Origin of the sequence: Tardiphaga sp. 215_C5_N2_1 (assembly GCF_052076055.1) — a bacterium.
GTDB classification, from domain to species: domain Bacteria; phylum Pseudomonadota; class Alphaproteobacteria; order Rhizobiales; family Xanthobacteraceae; genus Tardiphaga; species Tardiphaga robiniae.
Genome location: NZ_CP197240.1, coordinates 1,230,286 through 1,245,976 on the forward strand (window position 1 = coordinate 1,230,286; position 15,691 = coordinate 1,245,976).

At 62.4% G+C, this 15,691-nt stretch carries 14 protein-coding genes; 4 read left to right on the forward strand and 10 right to left on the reverse strand.

Translation table 11 applies throughout. The annotated features are described in order from the left end of the window. Positions 1-10 precede the first annotated feature (10 nt). Positions 11-760, reverse strand: coding sequence for a FadR/GntR family transcriptional regulator (locus AB7828_RS05750; RefSeq protein WP_441229650.1), 750 nt, complete (start codon positions 758-760; stop codon positions 11-13). A 305-nt stretch (positions 761-1,065) separates the two neighbouring features. Here AB7828_RS05750 and AB7828_RS05755 point away from each other — a divergent pair, with 305 nt between their 5' ends. Beyond that, positions 1,066-1,830, forward strand: a complete 765-nt coding sequence (locus AB7828_RS05755; protein ID WP_441229651.1) for an SDR family NAD(P)-dependent oxidoreductase — start codon at positions 1,066-1,068, stop codon at positions 1,828-1,830. A gap of 89 nt (positions 1,831-1,919) precedes the next feature. Beyond that, a complete protein-coding gene (locus AB7828_RS05760; RefSeq protein WP_089264311.1) occupies positions 1,920-2,819 on the forward strand; it encodes a dihydrodipicolinate synthase family protein in 900 nt (299 codons plus the stop codon). On the opposite strand, the gene queC is transcribed toward AB7828_RS05760, so the two are convergent. After that, positions 2,816-3,532, reverse strand: a complete 717-nt coding sequence (gene queC, locus AB7828_RS05765) for a 7-cyano-7-deazaguanine synthase QueC (protein WP_115028808.1) — start codon at positions 3,530-3,532, stop codon at positions 2,816-2,818. The genes AB7828_RS05760 and queC overlap by 4 nt on opposite strands. A 120-nt stretch (positions 3,533-3,652) precedes the next feature. Here queC and mazG point away from each other — a divergent pair, with 120 nt between their 5' ends. Both mazG and AB7828_RS05775 read left to right on the forward strand, forming a co-directional pair. Beyond that, the gene (mazG, locus tag AB7828_RS05770; RefSeq protein ID WP_441229652.1) at positions 3,653-4,477 is read left to right on the forward strand and encodes a nucleoside triphosphate pyrophosphohydrolase; all 825 of its coding nucleotides are present in this window, start codon (positions 3,653-3,655) and stop codon (positions 4,475-4,477) included. Between the two features lie 31 nt (positions 4,478-4,508). Continuing rightward, a complete protein-coding gene (locus AB7828_RS05775; protein WP_441229653.1) occupies positions 4,509-5,294 on the forward strand; it encodes a sulfite exporter TauE/SafE family protein in 786 nt (261 codons plus the stop codon). A gap of 17 nt (positions 5,295-5,311) precedes the next feature. Here the strand turns inward: AB7828_RS05775 and hflX are convergent, their stop codons facing one another. The 8 genes from hflX to dusB form a co-directional block, all read right to left on the reverse strand. Beyond that, complete coding sequence (gene hflX, locus AB7828_RS05780) at positions 5,312-6,703, reverse strand: GTPase HflX (RefSeq protein WP_441229654.1); 1,392 nt, start codon at positions 6,701-6,703, stop codon at positions 5,312-5,314. Positions 6,704-6,726: 23 nt separating this feature from the next. Continuing rightward, on the reverse strand, positions 6,727-6,972 hold the full coding sequence (hfq, locus tag AB7828_RS05785) for an RNA chaperone Hfq (RefSeq protein WP_068731834.1): 246 nt from the start codon (positions 6,970-6,972) through the stop codon (positions 6,727-6,729). A gap of 187 nt (positions 6,973-7,159) precedes the next feature. After that, positions 7,160-8,017, reverse strand: a complete 858-nt coding sequence (locus tag AB7828_RS05790) for a D-amino-acid transaminase (RefSeq protein ID WP_441229655.1) — start codon at positions 8,015-8,017, stop codon at positions 7,160-7,162. 45 nt (positions 8,018-8,062) lie between these two features. Further along, entirely contained in the window at positions 8,063-9,433 is a 1,371-nt protein-coding gene (ntrX, locus tag AB7828_RS05795) for a nitrogen assimilation response regulator NtrX (protein ID WP_089264305.1), read from the reverse strand. A gap of 32 nt (positions 9,434-9,465) precedes the next feature. After that, positions 9,466-11,751, reverse strand: coding sequence for an ATP-binding protein (locus AB7828_RS05800; protein WP_441229656.1), 2,286 nt, complete (start codon positions 11,749-11,751; stop codon positions 9,466-9,468). 192 nt (positions 11,752-11,943) lie between these two features. Beyond that, positions 11,944-13,386 carry a nitrogen regulation protein NR(I) gene (gene ntrC, locus AB7828_RS05805; protein WP_068731842.1) on the reverse strand — a complete coding sequence of 481 codons (1,443 nt, stop codon included), beginning with the start codon at positions 13,384-13,386 and terminating at the stop codon, positions 11,944-11,946. 14 nt (positions 13,387-13,400) lie between these two features. After that, positions 13,401-14,579 carry a two-component system sensor histidine kinase NtrB gene (locus AB7828_RS05810; RefSeq protein WP_231080673.1) on the reverse strand — a complete coding sequence of 393 codons (1,179 nt, stop codon included), beginning with the start codon at positions 14,577-14,579 and terminating at the stop codon, positions 13,401-13,403. Next, the gene (gene dusB / locus AB7828_RS05815) at positions 14,576-15,610 is read right to left on the reverse strand and encodes a tRNA dihydrouridine synthase DusB (protein WP_441229657.1); all 1,035 of its coding nucleotides are present in this window, start codon (positions 15,608-15,610) and stop codon (positions 14,576-14,578) included. The genes AB7828_RS05810 and dusB overlap by 4 nt, the downstream gene beginning before the upstream one ends. Between the last annotated feature and the right edge of the window lie 81 nt (positions 15,611-15,691).

Here is a 15,691-nt window from a genome sequence, read left to right on the forward strand (position 1 = left end):
ACTCTCCCCGTCACCGGAACGAGAGGTCGAGCAACCGGCCTTCGAACAGGCGATCGCGCGAGCTTTCGAGATGGAGACGCATGGCCGTGCGCGCCGCTTCGGCGTCGCGATCACGGATCGCTTCAAAAATACTGCTGTGTTCCTCGAACACCTGTTCAAGGCCGGGCCGCGGGCCCATCAGCGACAGGCCGTGCAGCTTCATACCGACAGCGACGTGGTCCTTGAGGGCGTTCAGCGAGGTCGCGAAATAGTGGTTGTTGGTCGCCTCGGACACGGCGAGATGAAAAGCATAGTCAGCGTCTTCGCGATGCTTGCGCTTCTTCGTCGCCTCGCGCAGCAGGCCGAGCGCGGCTTCCATCTTGCCGAGATTGTCGTCGCTGCGTCGGAGCGCTGCAAAATGCGCGGCATCGGCTTCCATGGTGATGCGGAATTCGAAGCAGCGCTGGATGTCGGCGATGGTCTCCACCCGCGCGAAGCCGAGTGGCTGTGGCTGCGCACGCATCTGGACGAAACTGCCTGCACCCTGTCGCGACGTGATCAGGCCGTCTTCGCGCAACCGGCCGAGCGCTTCGCGCAGCACGGGGCGGGAGACGTCGAACATATCGGAAAGTTCGTGCTCGCCAGGCAGCTTCTGGTCCGGTGCGTAGTCGCCATTGGCGATGCGCTGCGCGAGTTCGCCATAAACCTTGTCGACCAGCGAACCAGCGGCACCGCGCGGACGCGGCGCTTCAGGCAATTCAGAGGGATCAATCGGCTTCATGATCAGTCAAACCGCGGCTCACAGGGATGGCGGCGGAGGTTTCGTGTGACAGCCCGATCGCTCGGGAGCGCCGTCGCATGGAAACACTTCCTCGCCCAAAAAATTTCGGAGACCATGCGAGGCGGCGGCAAACTTGTCAACATGTCAATGTCGCGCAGATCGGCTGCCATGGTTTTATATCATTGATACTTAAAGGTTAAATCGCATGATCTGATCAAATACCGTGCTGCAACGCACAATCTCTGACAACTTGTCAGGTTGCTGAAATCGTGGTCGAACGCTCGCTCAATCGGAAAGGACCAGGCGTGACCAACGGACTGAACGGCAAGGCTATCGTGATCATCGGCGCAAGCTCCGGCATCGGCGCTGCCGTGGCGAAGAAATTCGGCGCCCTCGGTGCCAAGCTGATCGTGCACTACAACGGCAATCCGGAAGGCGCCGAGGAAGTGGTCGCCAATATCCGCGCGAGTGGTGGCACCGCCGACCTTGTGCGCGGCGACGTGTCGGAGCGCGCTGAGGCCGCGCGCGTGATCGACGAAGCCCATGCCAAGCTCGGCCGCATCGACGTGCTGATCAACAATGCCGGCGCCATGTTCGGCCGCACCTCAATCGCCAATGCCACCGACGAACAGTATGACGACGTGGTCGATCTCAATATCGGCTCGGTGTTTTTCGCCTGCCGCAGGGCAGCGAAGATCATGGAGACGCAGCGTTCAGGCTCAATCATCAACACGACGTCGGTTGCGGCCCGCAATGGCGGCAGCGGCGGCGCCGGCCTCTATGGTTCGGCCAAGGGTTTTGTCTCGACCATCACGCGTGTGCTGGCGAAGGAACTGGCTCCGTTCAACGTGCGCGCCAATGCAGTGGCGCCGGGCGTGATCATGACGCCGTTCCACCAGCGCTATTCGACCGCGGAGCAGCTCGAAGGCGCCCGCCAGGGCATTCCGCTGGGCCGGATCGGCACGCCCGAGGATTGCGTCGGCGCCTATCAGTTCCTCGCCGACGAGACCATGAGCAGCTACATCACCGGTCAGGTCATCGAGGTGAATGGCGGCCAGATCATGCCGTAACGTATTTACCTCTCCCTGCTTGCGGGGAGAGGTAAAAAAAGCGCTTCGTTAGAAGAACTCCTGCAACACGCACCCGAAAGAGCACAACGATGACAGCTCCCTTCCCGACCGGCGTCTACTGCGCCGCGACCACCCCCTTCAACGCCGACCTGTCGGTGGATCAGGGCCTGTTCACCTCCCACTGCCAGCGTCTGCTCGATGACGGCTGCACCGGCATCGCCATGCTCGGCACGACAGGCGAAGCCAATTCGCTGTCATCACGCGAGCGCATGGCACTGCTGGAAGCCGTGGTGAAATCCGGGATCGCGCCGTCGAAGCTGCTGCCGGGCACCGGTGTTGCGTCGATCATGGAAACGGTTGAACTCACAAAGCACGCTGTCGCCAGTGGCGTCGGGGCCGTCGTGATGCTGCCGCCGTTCTACTACAAGGGCGTGTCCGATGATGGCATCGTCGATGCCTATACGGCTGTGATCGAGCGCGTCGCCGATCCGCGCCTGCGCGTCGTGCTCTATCACATCCCGCAGATGTCGGCGGTGCCGATCTCGCTCGACGTCATCGATCGGTTGCGCAAGCGCTTCCCGGAAATCGTCGTCGGCATCAAGGATTCCGCGGGCGAGTTCGCCAATATGAGCGCCATCGTCGATCGCTTCCCGGGTTTCTCGGTGCTGGTCGGCGCCGATCCCCTGATGCTGAAGCTGCTGCCGATGGGCGGCGCCGGCTGCATCACGGCGACCTCCAACCTCGTGAGCCGCGAGCTCGCTACCGTGTTCAATGGTTACAAGGATCCGGCCAAGGCGGCCGAGGTTGCGACTGCGCAGGAGCGTATCGTCGCGGCGCGCAATGCGGTGTCCAGCTATGCGCAGCTTCCCTCGCTGAAGGTGCTGCTGGCGAAGCGCGACAACAATGACAATTGGCTGCGGGTGCGTCCGCCGCTGACGGGCCTCAGCGCTACTGAAGCGGCCAAGGTCCGCGAGTCGCTGTCGGTCTAGACAGCCGTGGCTGCGAACGCGCGCCAGCCTTTGGCGCGTAGTTCGCAGGCCGGGCACTTGCCGCAGCCATAGCCCCAGTCGTGTAACGCGCCGCGCTCACCGAGATAGCAGGTGTGCGAGTGTTCGCGGATCAGGTCGACGAGGCCCTGCCCGCCGAGCTCATGCGCCAGCGCCCAGGTCGCCGCCTTGTCGCGCCACATCAGCGGCGTGTGCAGCGTGAAATTCTTGGCCATGCCGAGATTGAGCGCCTGCTGCAGCGCCTTGATGGTGTCGTCGCGACAATCGGGATAGCCGGAGTAATCCGTCTCGCACATGCCGCCGATGATGTGGGTGATGCCGCGTCGATAGGCCAGCGCTGCCGCGAATGTCAGGAACACCAGATTGCGGCCGGGCACAAATGTATTGGGCAGGCCGTCGGCCCCCATCTCGATGGCGACGTCACGCGTCAGCGCGGTATCGGAGATCGCTGATAGCGTCGGGATATCCAGCGTGTGGCTGTCACCGAGTTTCGTGGCCCAATCAGCATTCAAGGCCTTCACGCCCGCCAGCAGCTTGTCGCGGCTGTCGAGTTCGATGGCGTGGCGCTGGCCGTAAGCGAAGCCGAGCATCTCGACGCGCTTGAAGCGCGCCAGCGCCCAGGCCAGACAGGTTGCGGAATCCTGGCCGCCGGAGAACAGCACCAGCGCGGTTTGATCTGGGAAAGTGTCGCTCATCGGCTGCAGATAGCACTCTGTAGCCCTGTGTGAAAGACAGGCAAAACCGGGCATTTTCGCTGGGCCACGCCGCCGTCCTGCGGCATAGCAAAGGCTCCTGCTGTGAACCGTGGTGCCCTCATGACCCCTTCCCGCGATATCGCCGGCCTGATCGAGATCATGGCCCAGTTGCGCACGCCCGTGACCGGCTGCCCGTGGGATCTGGAGCAGGACTTCGCGAGTATCGCGCCCTATACGATCGAGGAGGCCTATGAGGTCGCCGATGCCATCGTCAGGCACGATCTCCACGACCTCTGCGACGAACTCGGCGATCTCCTGCTGCAGGTGGTGTTCCATGCGCGGATGGCCGAGGAGCAGAACGCCTTCGCTTTCGGCGACGTCGTTGAGGCGATCACCCGCAAGATGATCCGCCGGCATCCGCATGTGTTTCCCGGCAAGGATGGCAAGATCGCGCCGACGGATGTGAAGGGGACGTGGGGGCGTATCAAGGCCGAGGAAAAGGCTGAACGCGCCGCCCGGCGCGGCGTTGAGGCCACGCCGCCCTCCTCGTTCCTTGCCAGCGTCAAGGCCGGGCAACCTGCGTTGAGCCAGGCCATGGAGCTGCAAACAAAAGCCTCCAGCGTCGGCTTCGACTGGAATGATCCGCGCGCGGTGCTCGCGAAAATCCGCGAGGAAGCCGACGAGATCGAAGCCGCACTCGATCGCGGCGACCGCGCCGAGGTGGCGGCCGAGACCGGCGACCTGATGTTCGCGCTGGTCAATCTGGCGCGCCATGTGGACGCCGATCCCGAACTCGCATTACGCGGCACCAACGTGAAGTTCGAGCGACGTTTTGGCTATATCGAACAGGCGCTGGCGGCGAAGGGACGGACCCTGCAGGAGGCGTCGCTCGAGGAGATGGATGCGCTGTGGAATGAGGCGAAGGGTAACGAAATCGCGGATTGAATGACTCGCAACCGCCAAGGAACAACCGACGATGACACTGACTGACGTCCTCGGCGGTCTTCTGGCGGGCGGTGTCGGCGGCATGGCGTCCGGCTTGCTCGGTATTACCAGTGGCGGAATCCTCGTCCCGCTGCTGGTGCTCCTGCTTGGCAAAGATCAGCACGTCGCCCAGGGCGTCTCTCTCGTCGTGCAGGTCGTGCCCACCAGTCTTTCCGGCGTCCGCAACTATCAACGCAGCGGCCATCACGTGCCGCCGCGCTGGCTTGCCTGGCTGGCCATCGGATTTGCAGTGGGCGGGTGCGTTGGCGCCTTGCTCGCAACAACCGTTTCTGCTCGCGCGCTGCAATGGACTTTTGTCGGCTATCTGCTGGTTCTCGAAGTGATCGTCATCCGTCGGCCGTCACATCCCAAGCTCGAAGGCACTGCAGACGAAGCGAAAGAGGTGCCGTTACGCGGGTCAGCGCTCGTCGCCATCGGCGCGGTCGCGGGCTGGTCGTCGGGATTTCTGGGGATCGGCGGCGGGCTTGCGATCACCGCCTTGATGACGGGCCTGCTGAAGGTGTCCCAGCATCAATCCCAGGCCCTTAGCCTTGCCGTCACAGCACTGCCCGTCACTTTACCGGCCGCCCTGCTCTATGTGCAGCAGGGCACAGAACTGCCGTGGCTCACGATTGCAAGTCTGATCATTGGGCTGTGGATCGGTACCGGTCTTGGATCACGGCTGGCGAATCGCATGAGTCAGAGAGCTTTGCGGATGACACTCATCGCTGTCATCGCCGGCATGGCAGTGTTCATGGCGTTTAAAGCTGCCACTTGAACAACAACGGAGTTTCGTCAGGCACTCAGATCCACGACCGGATGCAGCACCGCACTGAACCGACTCATGACGATATCGCGTTTGGTCTCATCGACACGCACCACCATGTCGAAATGGCCGTCGTGCAGTTCTTTCACCAGTACTTCCGCATTACGATGCAGCCAGCTCACGCCAGCGCCGTCCGCAGCGTCGATCGACAGATCCAGCGTGATGCGGCTGGCGGCGAGCCGTGTTTCGATGGCAGCGAGCAGATCGTCGATGCCCTCGCCGGTTTCGGCTGAGACCATGAAGCACGGCTTGTCCAGCGGCCGCCGCGCCGCGATATTGGCGAGGTTCTCGCGCTCCTCCGGAGGGAAACGATCGGTCTTGTTCCAAACTTCGAGAATGCGCGCTGTTGCATCGGTATCGATGCCGAGCTTGCGCAGCACGTTGTCGACATCGCTTTGCTGCGCTTCCGCATCCTCATGCGAGATGTCGCGGACATGGAGAATGATGTCGGCTTCCAGTACCTCTTCCAGCGTCGCGCGAAACGCGGCTACGAGCTGGGTCGGCAGGTTGGAGATGAAGCCCACCGTGTCCGACAGCATGGCCTTGCCGCCATGCGGCAGCGTCAGCGCGCGCAGCGTCGGATCGAGGGTCGCGAACAGCATGTCCTCGGCCTGCACGTCGGCGCGCGTCAGCCGGTTGAACAGCGTCGACTTGCCGGCATTGGTGTAACCGACCAGCGCAACAACGCGATACGGCACGCGCTGGCGGCCGGCGCGATGCAGGCGCCGCGTCGCCTGCACCTTCTTCAGATCGGCTTCGAGCCGCGCGATGCGGTCGCCGATCATGCGGCGATCCGCCTCGATCTGGGTTTCGCCGGGGCCGCCCATGAAGCCGAAACCGCCGCGCTGGCGTTCCAGATGGGTCCATGAGCGGACGAGACGGCTGCGCTGATAATTGAGATGCGCGAGCTCGACCTGCAGCGTGCCTTCTTTGGTCTTGGCACGGCGGCCGAAGATTTCAAGGATGAGACCGGTACGGTCGAGCACCTTGGCCTTCAATTCCTTTTCGAGATTGCGCTGCTGGATCGGCGACAGCGCGCAGTCCATCACCACGATGCCGATCTCGTTCGCCGCGATCAGGCCGGCGATCTCCTCGACCTTGCCCTTGCCGAGATAGGTGGCCGGGCGGATCTGGCTCAGCGGCGCGGCGACGGCCTCGACCACGGTGAGGTCGATGGCGCGTGCGAGACCGACCGCCTCTTCGAGCCGGGCTTCCGTATCGCGGACATGAGAATAGGCTTGCGCGTCGGCGTCGCCCCGCCGTTCGCGCAGGTAAGGACCGACCACGAGAACGCGGCCGGTCGATTCGCTGCTGGCCGAGGGCCGGTCAGCAGCATTGCCTTCGAAGCTACGAAATTCCAATCAAGCGTCTCTCAGGAGTTCGCTCAAGCCGGATCCTCGCCACCCTCAAAAAGCTGAATCGGTGCGCCCGGCATGATGGTCGAGATCGCATGCTTATACACCAGCTGCGAGTGTCCGTCGCGCCGGAGCAGAAGACAGAAATTGTCGAACCAGGTGACAATGCCCTGCAATTTGACGCCGTTCACCAGAAAGATCGTGAGCGGAGTCTTGGTCTTGCGTACGTGGTTGAGGAAGGTGTCCTGTAGATTTTGTGCGCGGTCTGCCGCCATTTTTTTTAATCCCGCAGTCTGTTTTGTTGCTTTTTTTGAACCCGGCGCAGCCCTCTCCGGGGCCTTACCAAGCTGCCGCACTTTCCCCTGAGATCCCCCTCCGGGAGCGCGACGACGTGATTAGACGGCAGGCGCGCTTTTTAGGCAAGCCGGAACGCGGAATTGGTGCCTAAAAGCCCGGCAAATTTTATGAAATCGCTGCGAATTTATGGAATTCCTGCCTCAGGCGCGTCGCGATACCACCAGGCTTGCCGTCGCCGATCGGTTTGCCATCGATATTGATGACCGGCATCACGATCTGACTCGCCGACGAGACGAAGGCTTCTGCGGCGTCATAAGCCTCGGCTGGTGTGAAGTTCCGCTCTTCCAGCTTGAGCTGCATCGAGGCCAGGACCTCGATCAGTACGGCGCGGGTGATGCCCGCGAGAATGCCTGACGCGGCCGTGCGCGTCACCACCCTGCCGTCCTTGGTGACGATCCAGGCGTTGCACGACGCGCCCTCGGTGACGAAACCGTCGGCGTCGACATACCAGGCTTCATAGGCGCCCTTGTCGCGGGCTTCCTGTCGCGCCAGCACATTGGGCAGCAGGCCGACAGTCTTGATGTCGACGCGCGGCCAGCGATTCTCGGCCGTGGTGATGACCTTCACGCCCTTGGCAGCAGTCGCCTGGTTCTTGGCGAAGTTGAGCGATTTCGCCGTCACGACCACACTTGGCTTCACGTCCGGCGACGGAAATCCGTGATCGCGATGGGCGACGCCGCGGCTGATCTGCAGATAGACGATGCCGTAATTGATGCGGTTGCGACGAATGACTTCCTGCATCACCACCTTGAGCGATGTCAGCGGCATGGCTTCGGCGATGCGCAGCTCCCGCAACGAGCGCTGCATGCGCGCAATATGACGGGGAAAATCGACCATCTTGCCGCCGATGATCTCGCAAACCTCGTAAATGCCATCGGCGAACTGATAGCCGCGGTCCTCGACGTTCACGGCGGCATCGCGCAGGTTGACGTATTGACCATTCACATAGGCGATGCGCGACATGTTCGTTCCGAGGCTTGAGTTGAAGCTTGAGGTGAGGTGAGTGATTTAGCCGACGCCGAGCGCCTTGAGCTTGCGGTGCAAGGCGGAGCGCTCCATGCCGACGAATTCGGCGGTGCGCGAGATATTACCCGAAAAACGGCTGATCTGCGCAATCAGATAATCGCGCTCGAACACTTCGCGGGCTTCGCGCAGCGGCAGACCCATGATGTGCTCGCCATTGTTGCTGGTGGGCATCGACGGCACCATTGAGCCGACATCCTGCGGCAGCATGTCGGCGGTGATGATCACTTCCGGCCCGCCGCCGGCGAGGATCATGACGCGTTCGACGTTGTTGCGAAGCTGGCGGATATTGCCGGGCCAGACGTGGGACTGCAGGACCGCCATGGCGTCCTCGCCGATCTGTCGCTTCGGCAGGCCCGTCGCGATGGAGATCTGCTCCATGAAATATTCGATGAGCTCTGGAATATCCTCGCGATGCTCGGACAGCGGCGGCACGCGGATCGGCACCACCGAGAGGCGATGATAAAGATCCTCACGGAAACGACCTTCGGCGATTTCCTCTTCGAGATTACGCGCGGTCGACGAGATGATGCGGACGTCGACATTGACCTTGGTGGTGCCCCCTGCCCGCATGAAAGTCTGATCGACCAGCACGCGCAGGATCTTGTTCTGGGTCTCGCGCGGCAGATCGCCGATCTCGTCGATGAACAGCGTGCCGCCATGGGCTTCTTCCAGAGCGCCAGCCTTGCGCGCCTGTTCGCCATTGGACTGTTCGATGCCGAACAGTTCGACTTCCATGCGCTCCGGTGTAATCGCCGCAGCGTTGATGACGACGAACGGCCCCGTGGAGCGGGCAGAGGCCGTGTGCAGCGTGCGCGCGGCGAGCTCCTTGCCGGCGCCCGACGGGCCGACGATCAGAATGCGGCTATTGGCCTTCGCGGCGCGATCGATGGTCTGGCGTAGCTGGTTCATGGCGGCCGAGCGCCCCGTCAGCGAATTGGCGACCGGTGCGAGTTGCTTCAGTTCCTTGACTTCGCGTTTCAGCCGCGAGGTTTCCAGCGCGCGCGTCGCGACAAGGATCAGCCGGTCAGCCTTGAATGGCTTCTCGATGAAGTCATAGGCGCCGCGCTTGATCGCCGCGACGGCGGTTTCGATATTGCCGTGGCCCGAGATCATCACCACAGGCAATTCGGGATTGTCGCGTTTTACCTGCTCAAGCAGTTGCAGGCCGTCGAGCTTGCTGCCCTGCAGCCAGATGTCGAGAAACACCATGTTGGGGCGGCGATTGGCGATTTCCGCGAGCGCGGAATCGCTGTCTCGTGCGGTGCGGGTGGTGAAGCCCTCATCGTCCAGAATGCCCGCAACAAGATCGCGAATATCGGCTTCGTCGTCGACGATCAGAATGTCATTTGCCATGGGTCAAAATATCCTGGTCACGTTTATTCTTGTCAGTTGCCGGTAGCAGTTTTGATCTTCGGTTCGTCATCAGGCGGGGCTTCCGGTTCACTCTTGTCCGCGTCAGCCTTCTGACCAGAGATAGAAAACCGCAGTCGCATCCAGGCGCCGCGCTGTCCTGGACGAACGCTCGATGCGTCGCCAAGTTCGATGCCTCCGCCATGATCCTCGAGCACCTTGCCGACGATCGCGAGGCCGAGGCCAGTGCCCTTCTCCCGAGTCGTGACATAGGGTTCGAGCAAACGCGACCTGTTGACGGTCGGCAGACCGATGCCGTTGTCGATCACGTCGATCAAGATCATGTCGTTCTCGCGCGACGCTGTGACATCAATACGACCTTTGCCGAGTTCTTCTGGCGGCACGGCCTCGATCGCCTCTGTCGCATTCTTGATGATATTGGTGAGCGCCTGCGAGATCAGCCGGCGGTCGAACCGCGCGCGCATCGGCTCTTCCTTGATCTCGGCGGAGATGTCGAGGTCGGGGTGACCGACCCGCATGAGGAATACGGCCTGACGCACAGTGTCGGCAACATCCTCACCCTCGATCACGGGTTTGGGCATGCGCGCAAAGCGCGAAAATTCGTCGACCATGCGCCTGATGTCATCGACCTGCCGGACGATAGTGTCGGTGCATTGTTCGAAGATCGCCTTGTCGTCGACGATCACCTTGCCGAACTTGCGCTTGATGCGCTCGGCCGAGAGCTGGATCGGCGTCAGCGGATTCTTGATCTCATGCGCGATGCGGCGCGCCACGTCGGCCCAGGCCGAGGTGCGCTGAGCCGAGACGAGTTCGGTGATGTCGTCGAGGGTGATGATGTAGCTGTCGCGCGACTGGCTGGTCTGTTCGGCGCTGACGCGCACCGACAGATTGCGCTCCTGCCCGTCGCGGGTGATCGTCACCTGGCCCTGCACCAGCCGCTGCGATCCCTCGCGTGCGGTCTGCATCAATTCATCGAGCTCGGGAATGATCTCGTGCAGCGGGTGGCCCAGCGTCTCGGACTCCGAATGTCCGACCAGCTTCTCGGCCGAGCGGTTGAGAATGCCGATCACGTTCGAGCCATCGACGCCGATGATGCCGGCGCTGGCCGATGACAACACGGCCTCGATGAAACGGCGGCGACTGTCGATGACGTCGCTGGCGCTGACCAGTTCGTCACGCTGGGTGCGCAGCTCCTGCGTCATCTTGTTGAAAGTCTCGCCGAGATGAGCGAGATCGCCCTCGGACTGGATCACCGGTACCTGGACATGAAGATCTCCGGTCGAGACCATGTTCGCAGCGCCCATCAGGCGGCGGATTGGCGCCACCAGCCAGTTGGCGAAATTCAGTCCGATCAGCACGGCGGACATCAGCACCGTCAGTGCGATCACGGTGAACATCAGCGCGAAGGCGACCTGAATGCCGAGTCTGCGCGATTCCAGTTCGGCATATTCGGCCGCGCCGGCCTGGCTCTGGTTCATCTGCGCGACCACGCGCGGATCGAGCTTGCGGGCGACATAGAGGAACATATTGTCGAACGCTCGCAATCGGATCACAGCGGCGACGTAATTTCCCTCGGGGATCACAGCGATGGCCGGCTCGGACGCGCTGACATTGACGAGGAAGTCTGCCGGCGGCGGCGAGAATTCCTGTTTGATGCCGGGTTGGTCGGGTTCGATGACGTTGCGATCCTTGTCGATCAACATGGCGCCCGGCAGATTGCGCGCGGTTGCATTTGCCAGCATCAACGAACGGAACGTGCCGCGGTCCTGATAGAAGAGCGGCTGGATGCGCGCGAGATCGTCGGCCATGCCGAGGATATCGCCGCCAATCAATTGGCCGTGCTCGTGCAGATAGGCACTGGCAATCACGAGCGAATTGTTGATCACCGCCTTGGTCGGGCCGGAGAACAGCCGGTCGAGGCCGCGGTCGAGGGTCACATTGGCAACGATCGAGACCAGCACCGCCGGCAGCACGGCGATCACCGAGAACAGGCTGACGATCTGGACATGCAGCCGGGCCGCCGCCCTGCCCCTGCGGCGCGCCTGGACAACCTTCCAGATCTCCCGCGCAATGATCAGGACCAGCAGCAAGACGCTGGCGGCATTGATCAGCAGGAAGGTAACGACGACCTGATGGGTCGGCGCGATCGGCGTGAGGCCATTCAGGACGAGGAAGGTCAGGCATGACGACAGGAGTGCCAGGCCGACAGCCAATGGCACAAACAGCCGCCGCAGGGTCCACCTGCGCGGCTCCGCCATCGACGGTTCATAGGCTGTAGCCGACGTGTCTGCGCTGGTCATTCCGACAATGTGGTGAGCGTGGACGCCGTGCGGCTACCGGAGACAGCCCGGACCGCACTGATGCAATCATACAACAATGTTGCCCAATTACGACAAATCCACGGCGCAGACCAGCCAACGAAAACACATACCCTGCGTTTTCGTATGTTTTTGCGTCTCAAACCCTGGAATTGCTCGATCCCGCTACCGAGATCAGCCGCCGGTTCGATAGACCTGAATGTCGAGATCGCGAATTTTCTTCCGCAGCGTGTTGCGGTTGAGGCCAAGCAGATCAGCAGCGCGAATCTGGTTGCCACGGGTCGCGGCCAGTGCTGCGGTCAGCAGCGGTACCTCGATCTCGCGGAGAATGCGGTGATAGAGGCCCGGCGGCGGCACGCCGTTCGGGAAGCCGGAGAAGTGCGAGGACAGATAGACCTCGACGGCACCACCGAGATTATCCACGCCGGTCGGCGCGCTACCACCCGAGGCCACAGCGGGCGGCGCCAATTCGCCGTCGATCACCGAGCCGGTAATGACGTCCTGCGGATAGAGTGCTGCCAGACGGCGCGCGAGGTTTTCCAGTTCGCGAACATTGCCGGGCCAGCGATGCTGCTTCATGCGCTCGAGCGCCAAAGCGTCGAGCTTCTTCGGCGGCAGGCCGTCCTTCTCCGCGAGTGCAAAGAAGTGGCGGATCAGATCGGGCAGATCCTCGATGCGCTCGCGCAGCGGCGGCAGGCGCAATGGCACGACGTTGAGGCGGAAAAACAGATCCTCGCGGAACAGGCCCTGCTGGATCAGGATGCGTAGATCCTTGTTGGAGGCGGCGACGATACGCACGTCGGTCTTGATCGGCGTGCGGCCGCCAACCGTCGTGTATTCGCCCTGCTGCAACACGCGCAGCAAACGGGTCTGGGCTTCCATCGGCATATCGCCGATTTCGTCTAGGAACAGTGTGCCGCCTTCAGCCTGCTCGAAGCGACCGGTGGCGCGGGCATTGGCGCCGGTGAAGGCGCCGCGCTCGTGGCCGAACAATTCGGATTCGATAAGATCGCGCGGGATCGCCGCCATGTTGACCGCAACGAACGGGCCATTGCGGCGCTTGCCGTAGTCGTGCAGCGCGCGGGCCACCAGTTCCTTGCCGGTGCCGGACTCGCCGGAGATCATCACTGTCAGATCGGTCTGCATCAGGCGGGCGAGGACGCGGTAGATTTCCTGCATCGCCGGTGAACGGCCGACCAGCGGGATCGAGTCGAACTCACCGTCATCGGCGTGGCTGGCGACACGCTCCTTCGGCTCGGACAGCGCGCGACCGACGATCGCGATCAATTCCTTCAGATCGAACGGCTTCGGCAGATACTCATAGGCGCCGCGTTCCGACGCGCGGATCGCGGTCATGAAGGTGTTCTGCGCGCTCATCACGATAACCGGCAGATTGGGGCGCATCTTCTTGATACGCGGCAGCAGATCGAACGCGTTCTCGTCGGGCATCACCACGTCGGTGATCACAAGGTCGCCCTCGCCCTGGCTGACCCAGCGCCACAGCGTGGCTGCGTTCCCGGTCAGGCGAACCTCATATCCGGCGCGCGATAGCGCCTGATTGAGGACGGTGCGGATCGCCGTATCATCGTCCGCAACCAGAATGCTACCTGCAGCCATCGTTAGTCCTCGTCTTACGTCTGTGAGGTGTGCGTCGGTGCCGCGGGGGCATCGGCGCTGCTCGGATCAAGGGTCTTGTCGTCCAATTTCTTGGCGGGGTTGAACATCGGCAACAGCACGCGAAAAGTCGTCTTTCGTGGCTGAGATTCACATTCGATGATCCCACCGTGATCGCCGACAATCTTCGCAACCAATGCAAGACCCAGGCCGCTTCCGGTGGGCTTGGTGGTGACGAAGGGATCGAACAGGTTGGGCAGCAGATCTTCGGGAACGCCAGGGCCGTTGTCCTTGACGCAAAACTCCAGCGGCAGCGAGACGCGCGATTTCTTGCCCGGCACAGACAGGCGGACGCCCGGCCGGAACGCGGTGGTGAGCTGGATCTCGCCATCGGAGCCGAGATCGACGATGGCTTCCGCGGCGTTCTTCACCAGATTCAGGAACACCTGGATCAGCTGGTCCTGATTGGCCAGCACCGGCGGCAGCGACGGGTCGTAATCCTCGATGAAGCGGATGTTGCGGGCGAAGCCGGACTGCGCGAGGCGCTTCACGTGATCGAGGACGGAGTGAATGTTGACCGGGCCACGCGCCACCGGGCGGTCGTCGCCGAACACTTCCATGCGATCGACCAGCGTCACGATGCGATCGGCTTCGTCCATGATCAGGCGTGTCAGCATGCGGTCTTCCGACGATGCCGACTGCTCAAGTAGCTGAGCGGCTCCGCGAATGCCCGACAGCGGATTCTTGATCTCATGCGCCAGCATGGCCGCCAGCGCGATCACCGAACGCGCAGCGCTGCGATGGGTGAGCTGACGGTCCATCTTGTCGGCGATGGTGCGCTCCTGCAGCATCACCACAATATGGCCGGGACGCTCGGTGAGCGGCGCGACATGCAGATCGACCTGACGATCGCCGCCGATGCGCGGCGTGCCGAGATCGACCTTGTATTCGTTAACCGGCGAACCGGCGGCGCGAACCTGATCGATCAGCGCCAGCAGCGGACTGCCGAATGGCACCAGTTCTTTCAGAGACTGCCTGCGCAGGAACTGCGTAGAAATCTCGAAAAAGGATTCCGCAGCCATATTGGCGTCGACAATCTTGCCATCGGGCGCGATCAGGATCACCGGATTAGGTAGCGCGTTGAGAATGGCCTCACTGTCGGTCGGGACAGGGCGACGGTGCTCTGCGGCGTTCATGCGGCAGCACTCCATGCGAAATCATCAAAAGCGTCATTCAGAGACCGCTGCACACCGGAGGGATCTTCGGATGTAAGGATCTTCTGTCGCCAGGTCTTCAGGGTCTCGGTCGGCGCGCAGCTCGTAGCCGCGGCCGCATCGAGTGCCCAGCCGAGATGTTTGCGCGCGTGGCGCAGGCCGATGCGCATGCCGTAGTGACGGACCACATCGTCGTAGAGGGCGCAGATATAAGCGAGTTGCTGCTGCAGCGACGGCGCGGCTTCCGCGATGCCGGTTTCAAGACGTCGGCCGATCTGGCCGGGCAGCCATGGCATCCCCTGCGCGCCCCGACCCATCATCACGGCATCGGCGCCGGACATCTTCAGCGCACTCACCGCCTTGTCGTAGGAGGTGATGTCACCATTGACGATCACTGGGATGCTCACCGCGTCCTTGACCGGGCGCACGGCGCTCCAGTCTGCTTCGCCCCTGTAGAACTGGCAGCGCGTGCGGCCATGCACGGTGATGAGCTGCACACCCGCTTGCTCTGCGCGCTGTGCAAGCTCAGGCGCATTCAGCGTGCGATCGTCCCAGCCGAGACGCATCTTCAGGGTCACGGGTACTTTCACGGCAGCGATGGTCGCCTCGATCAGCTTCAACGCATGATCGAGGTCGCGCATCAGCGCGGAGCCGGACTGACCACCAGTCACATGCCGCGCCGGGCAGCCCATATTGATATCGATGATGTCGGCGCCGGCGGCTTCGGCCACACGGGCCCCCTCGGCCATCCAGTGGGTCTCACAGCCGGCCAGTTGGACCACGTGTGGGCCGATCCCGGTGGCTTCGCAGCGCAATACCGACATGGGACGACCATTGACGAGATCGTTGCTGGCGGTCATTTCTGACACGACGAGGCCGGCCCCGAGTTCGGCGGTGAGCCGCCGGAATGGCGCATCGGTAATGCCCGACATCGGTGCCAGAACGACCCGGTTGGCGATCTCGATGCCACCGATTTGTAATGGCTTGCTGTATACTGAGTCCGGGGTGGTCACAGACCTGCTCGTCGTTCTCTCGTCCGCTGCATTGCGGGCATAGGGCGCATAATGCGCACATTTGTTGTGCAGTCAACCGTC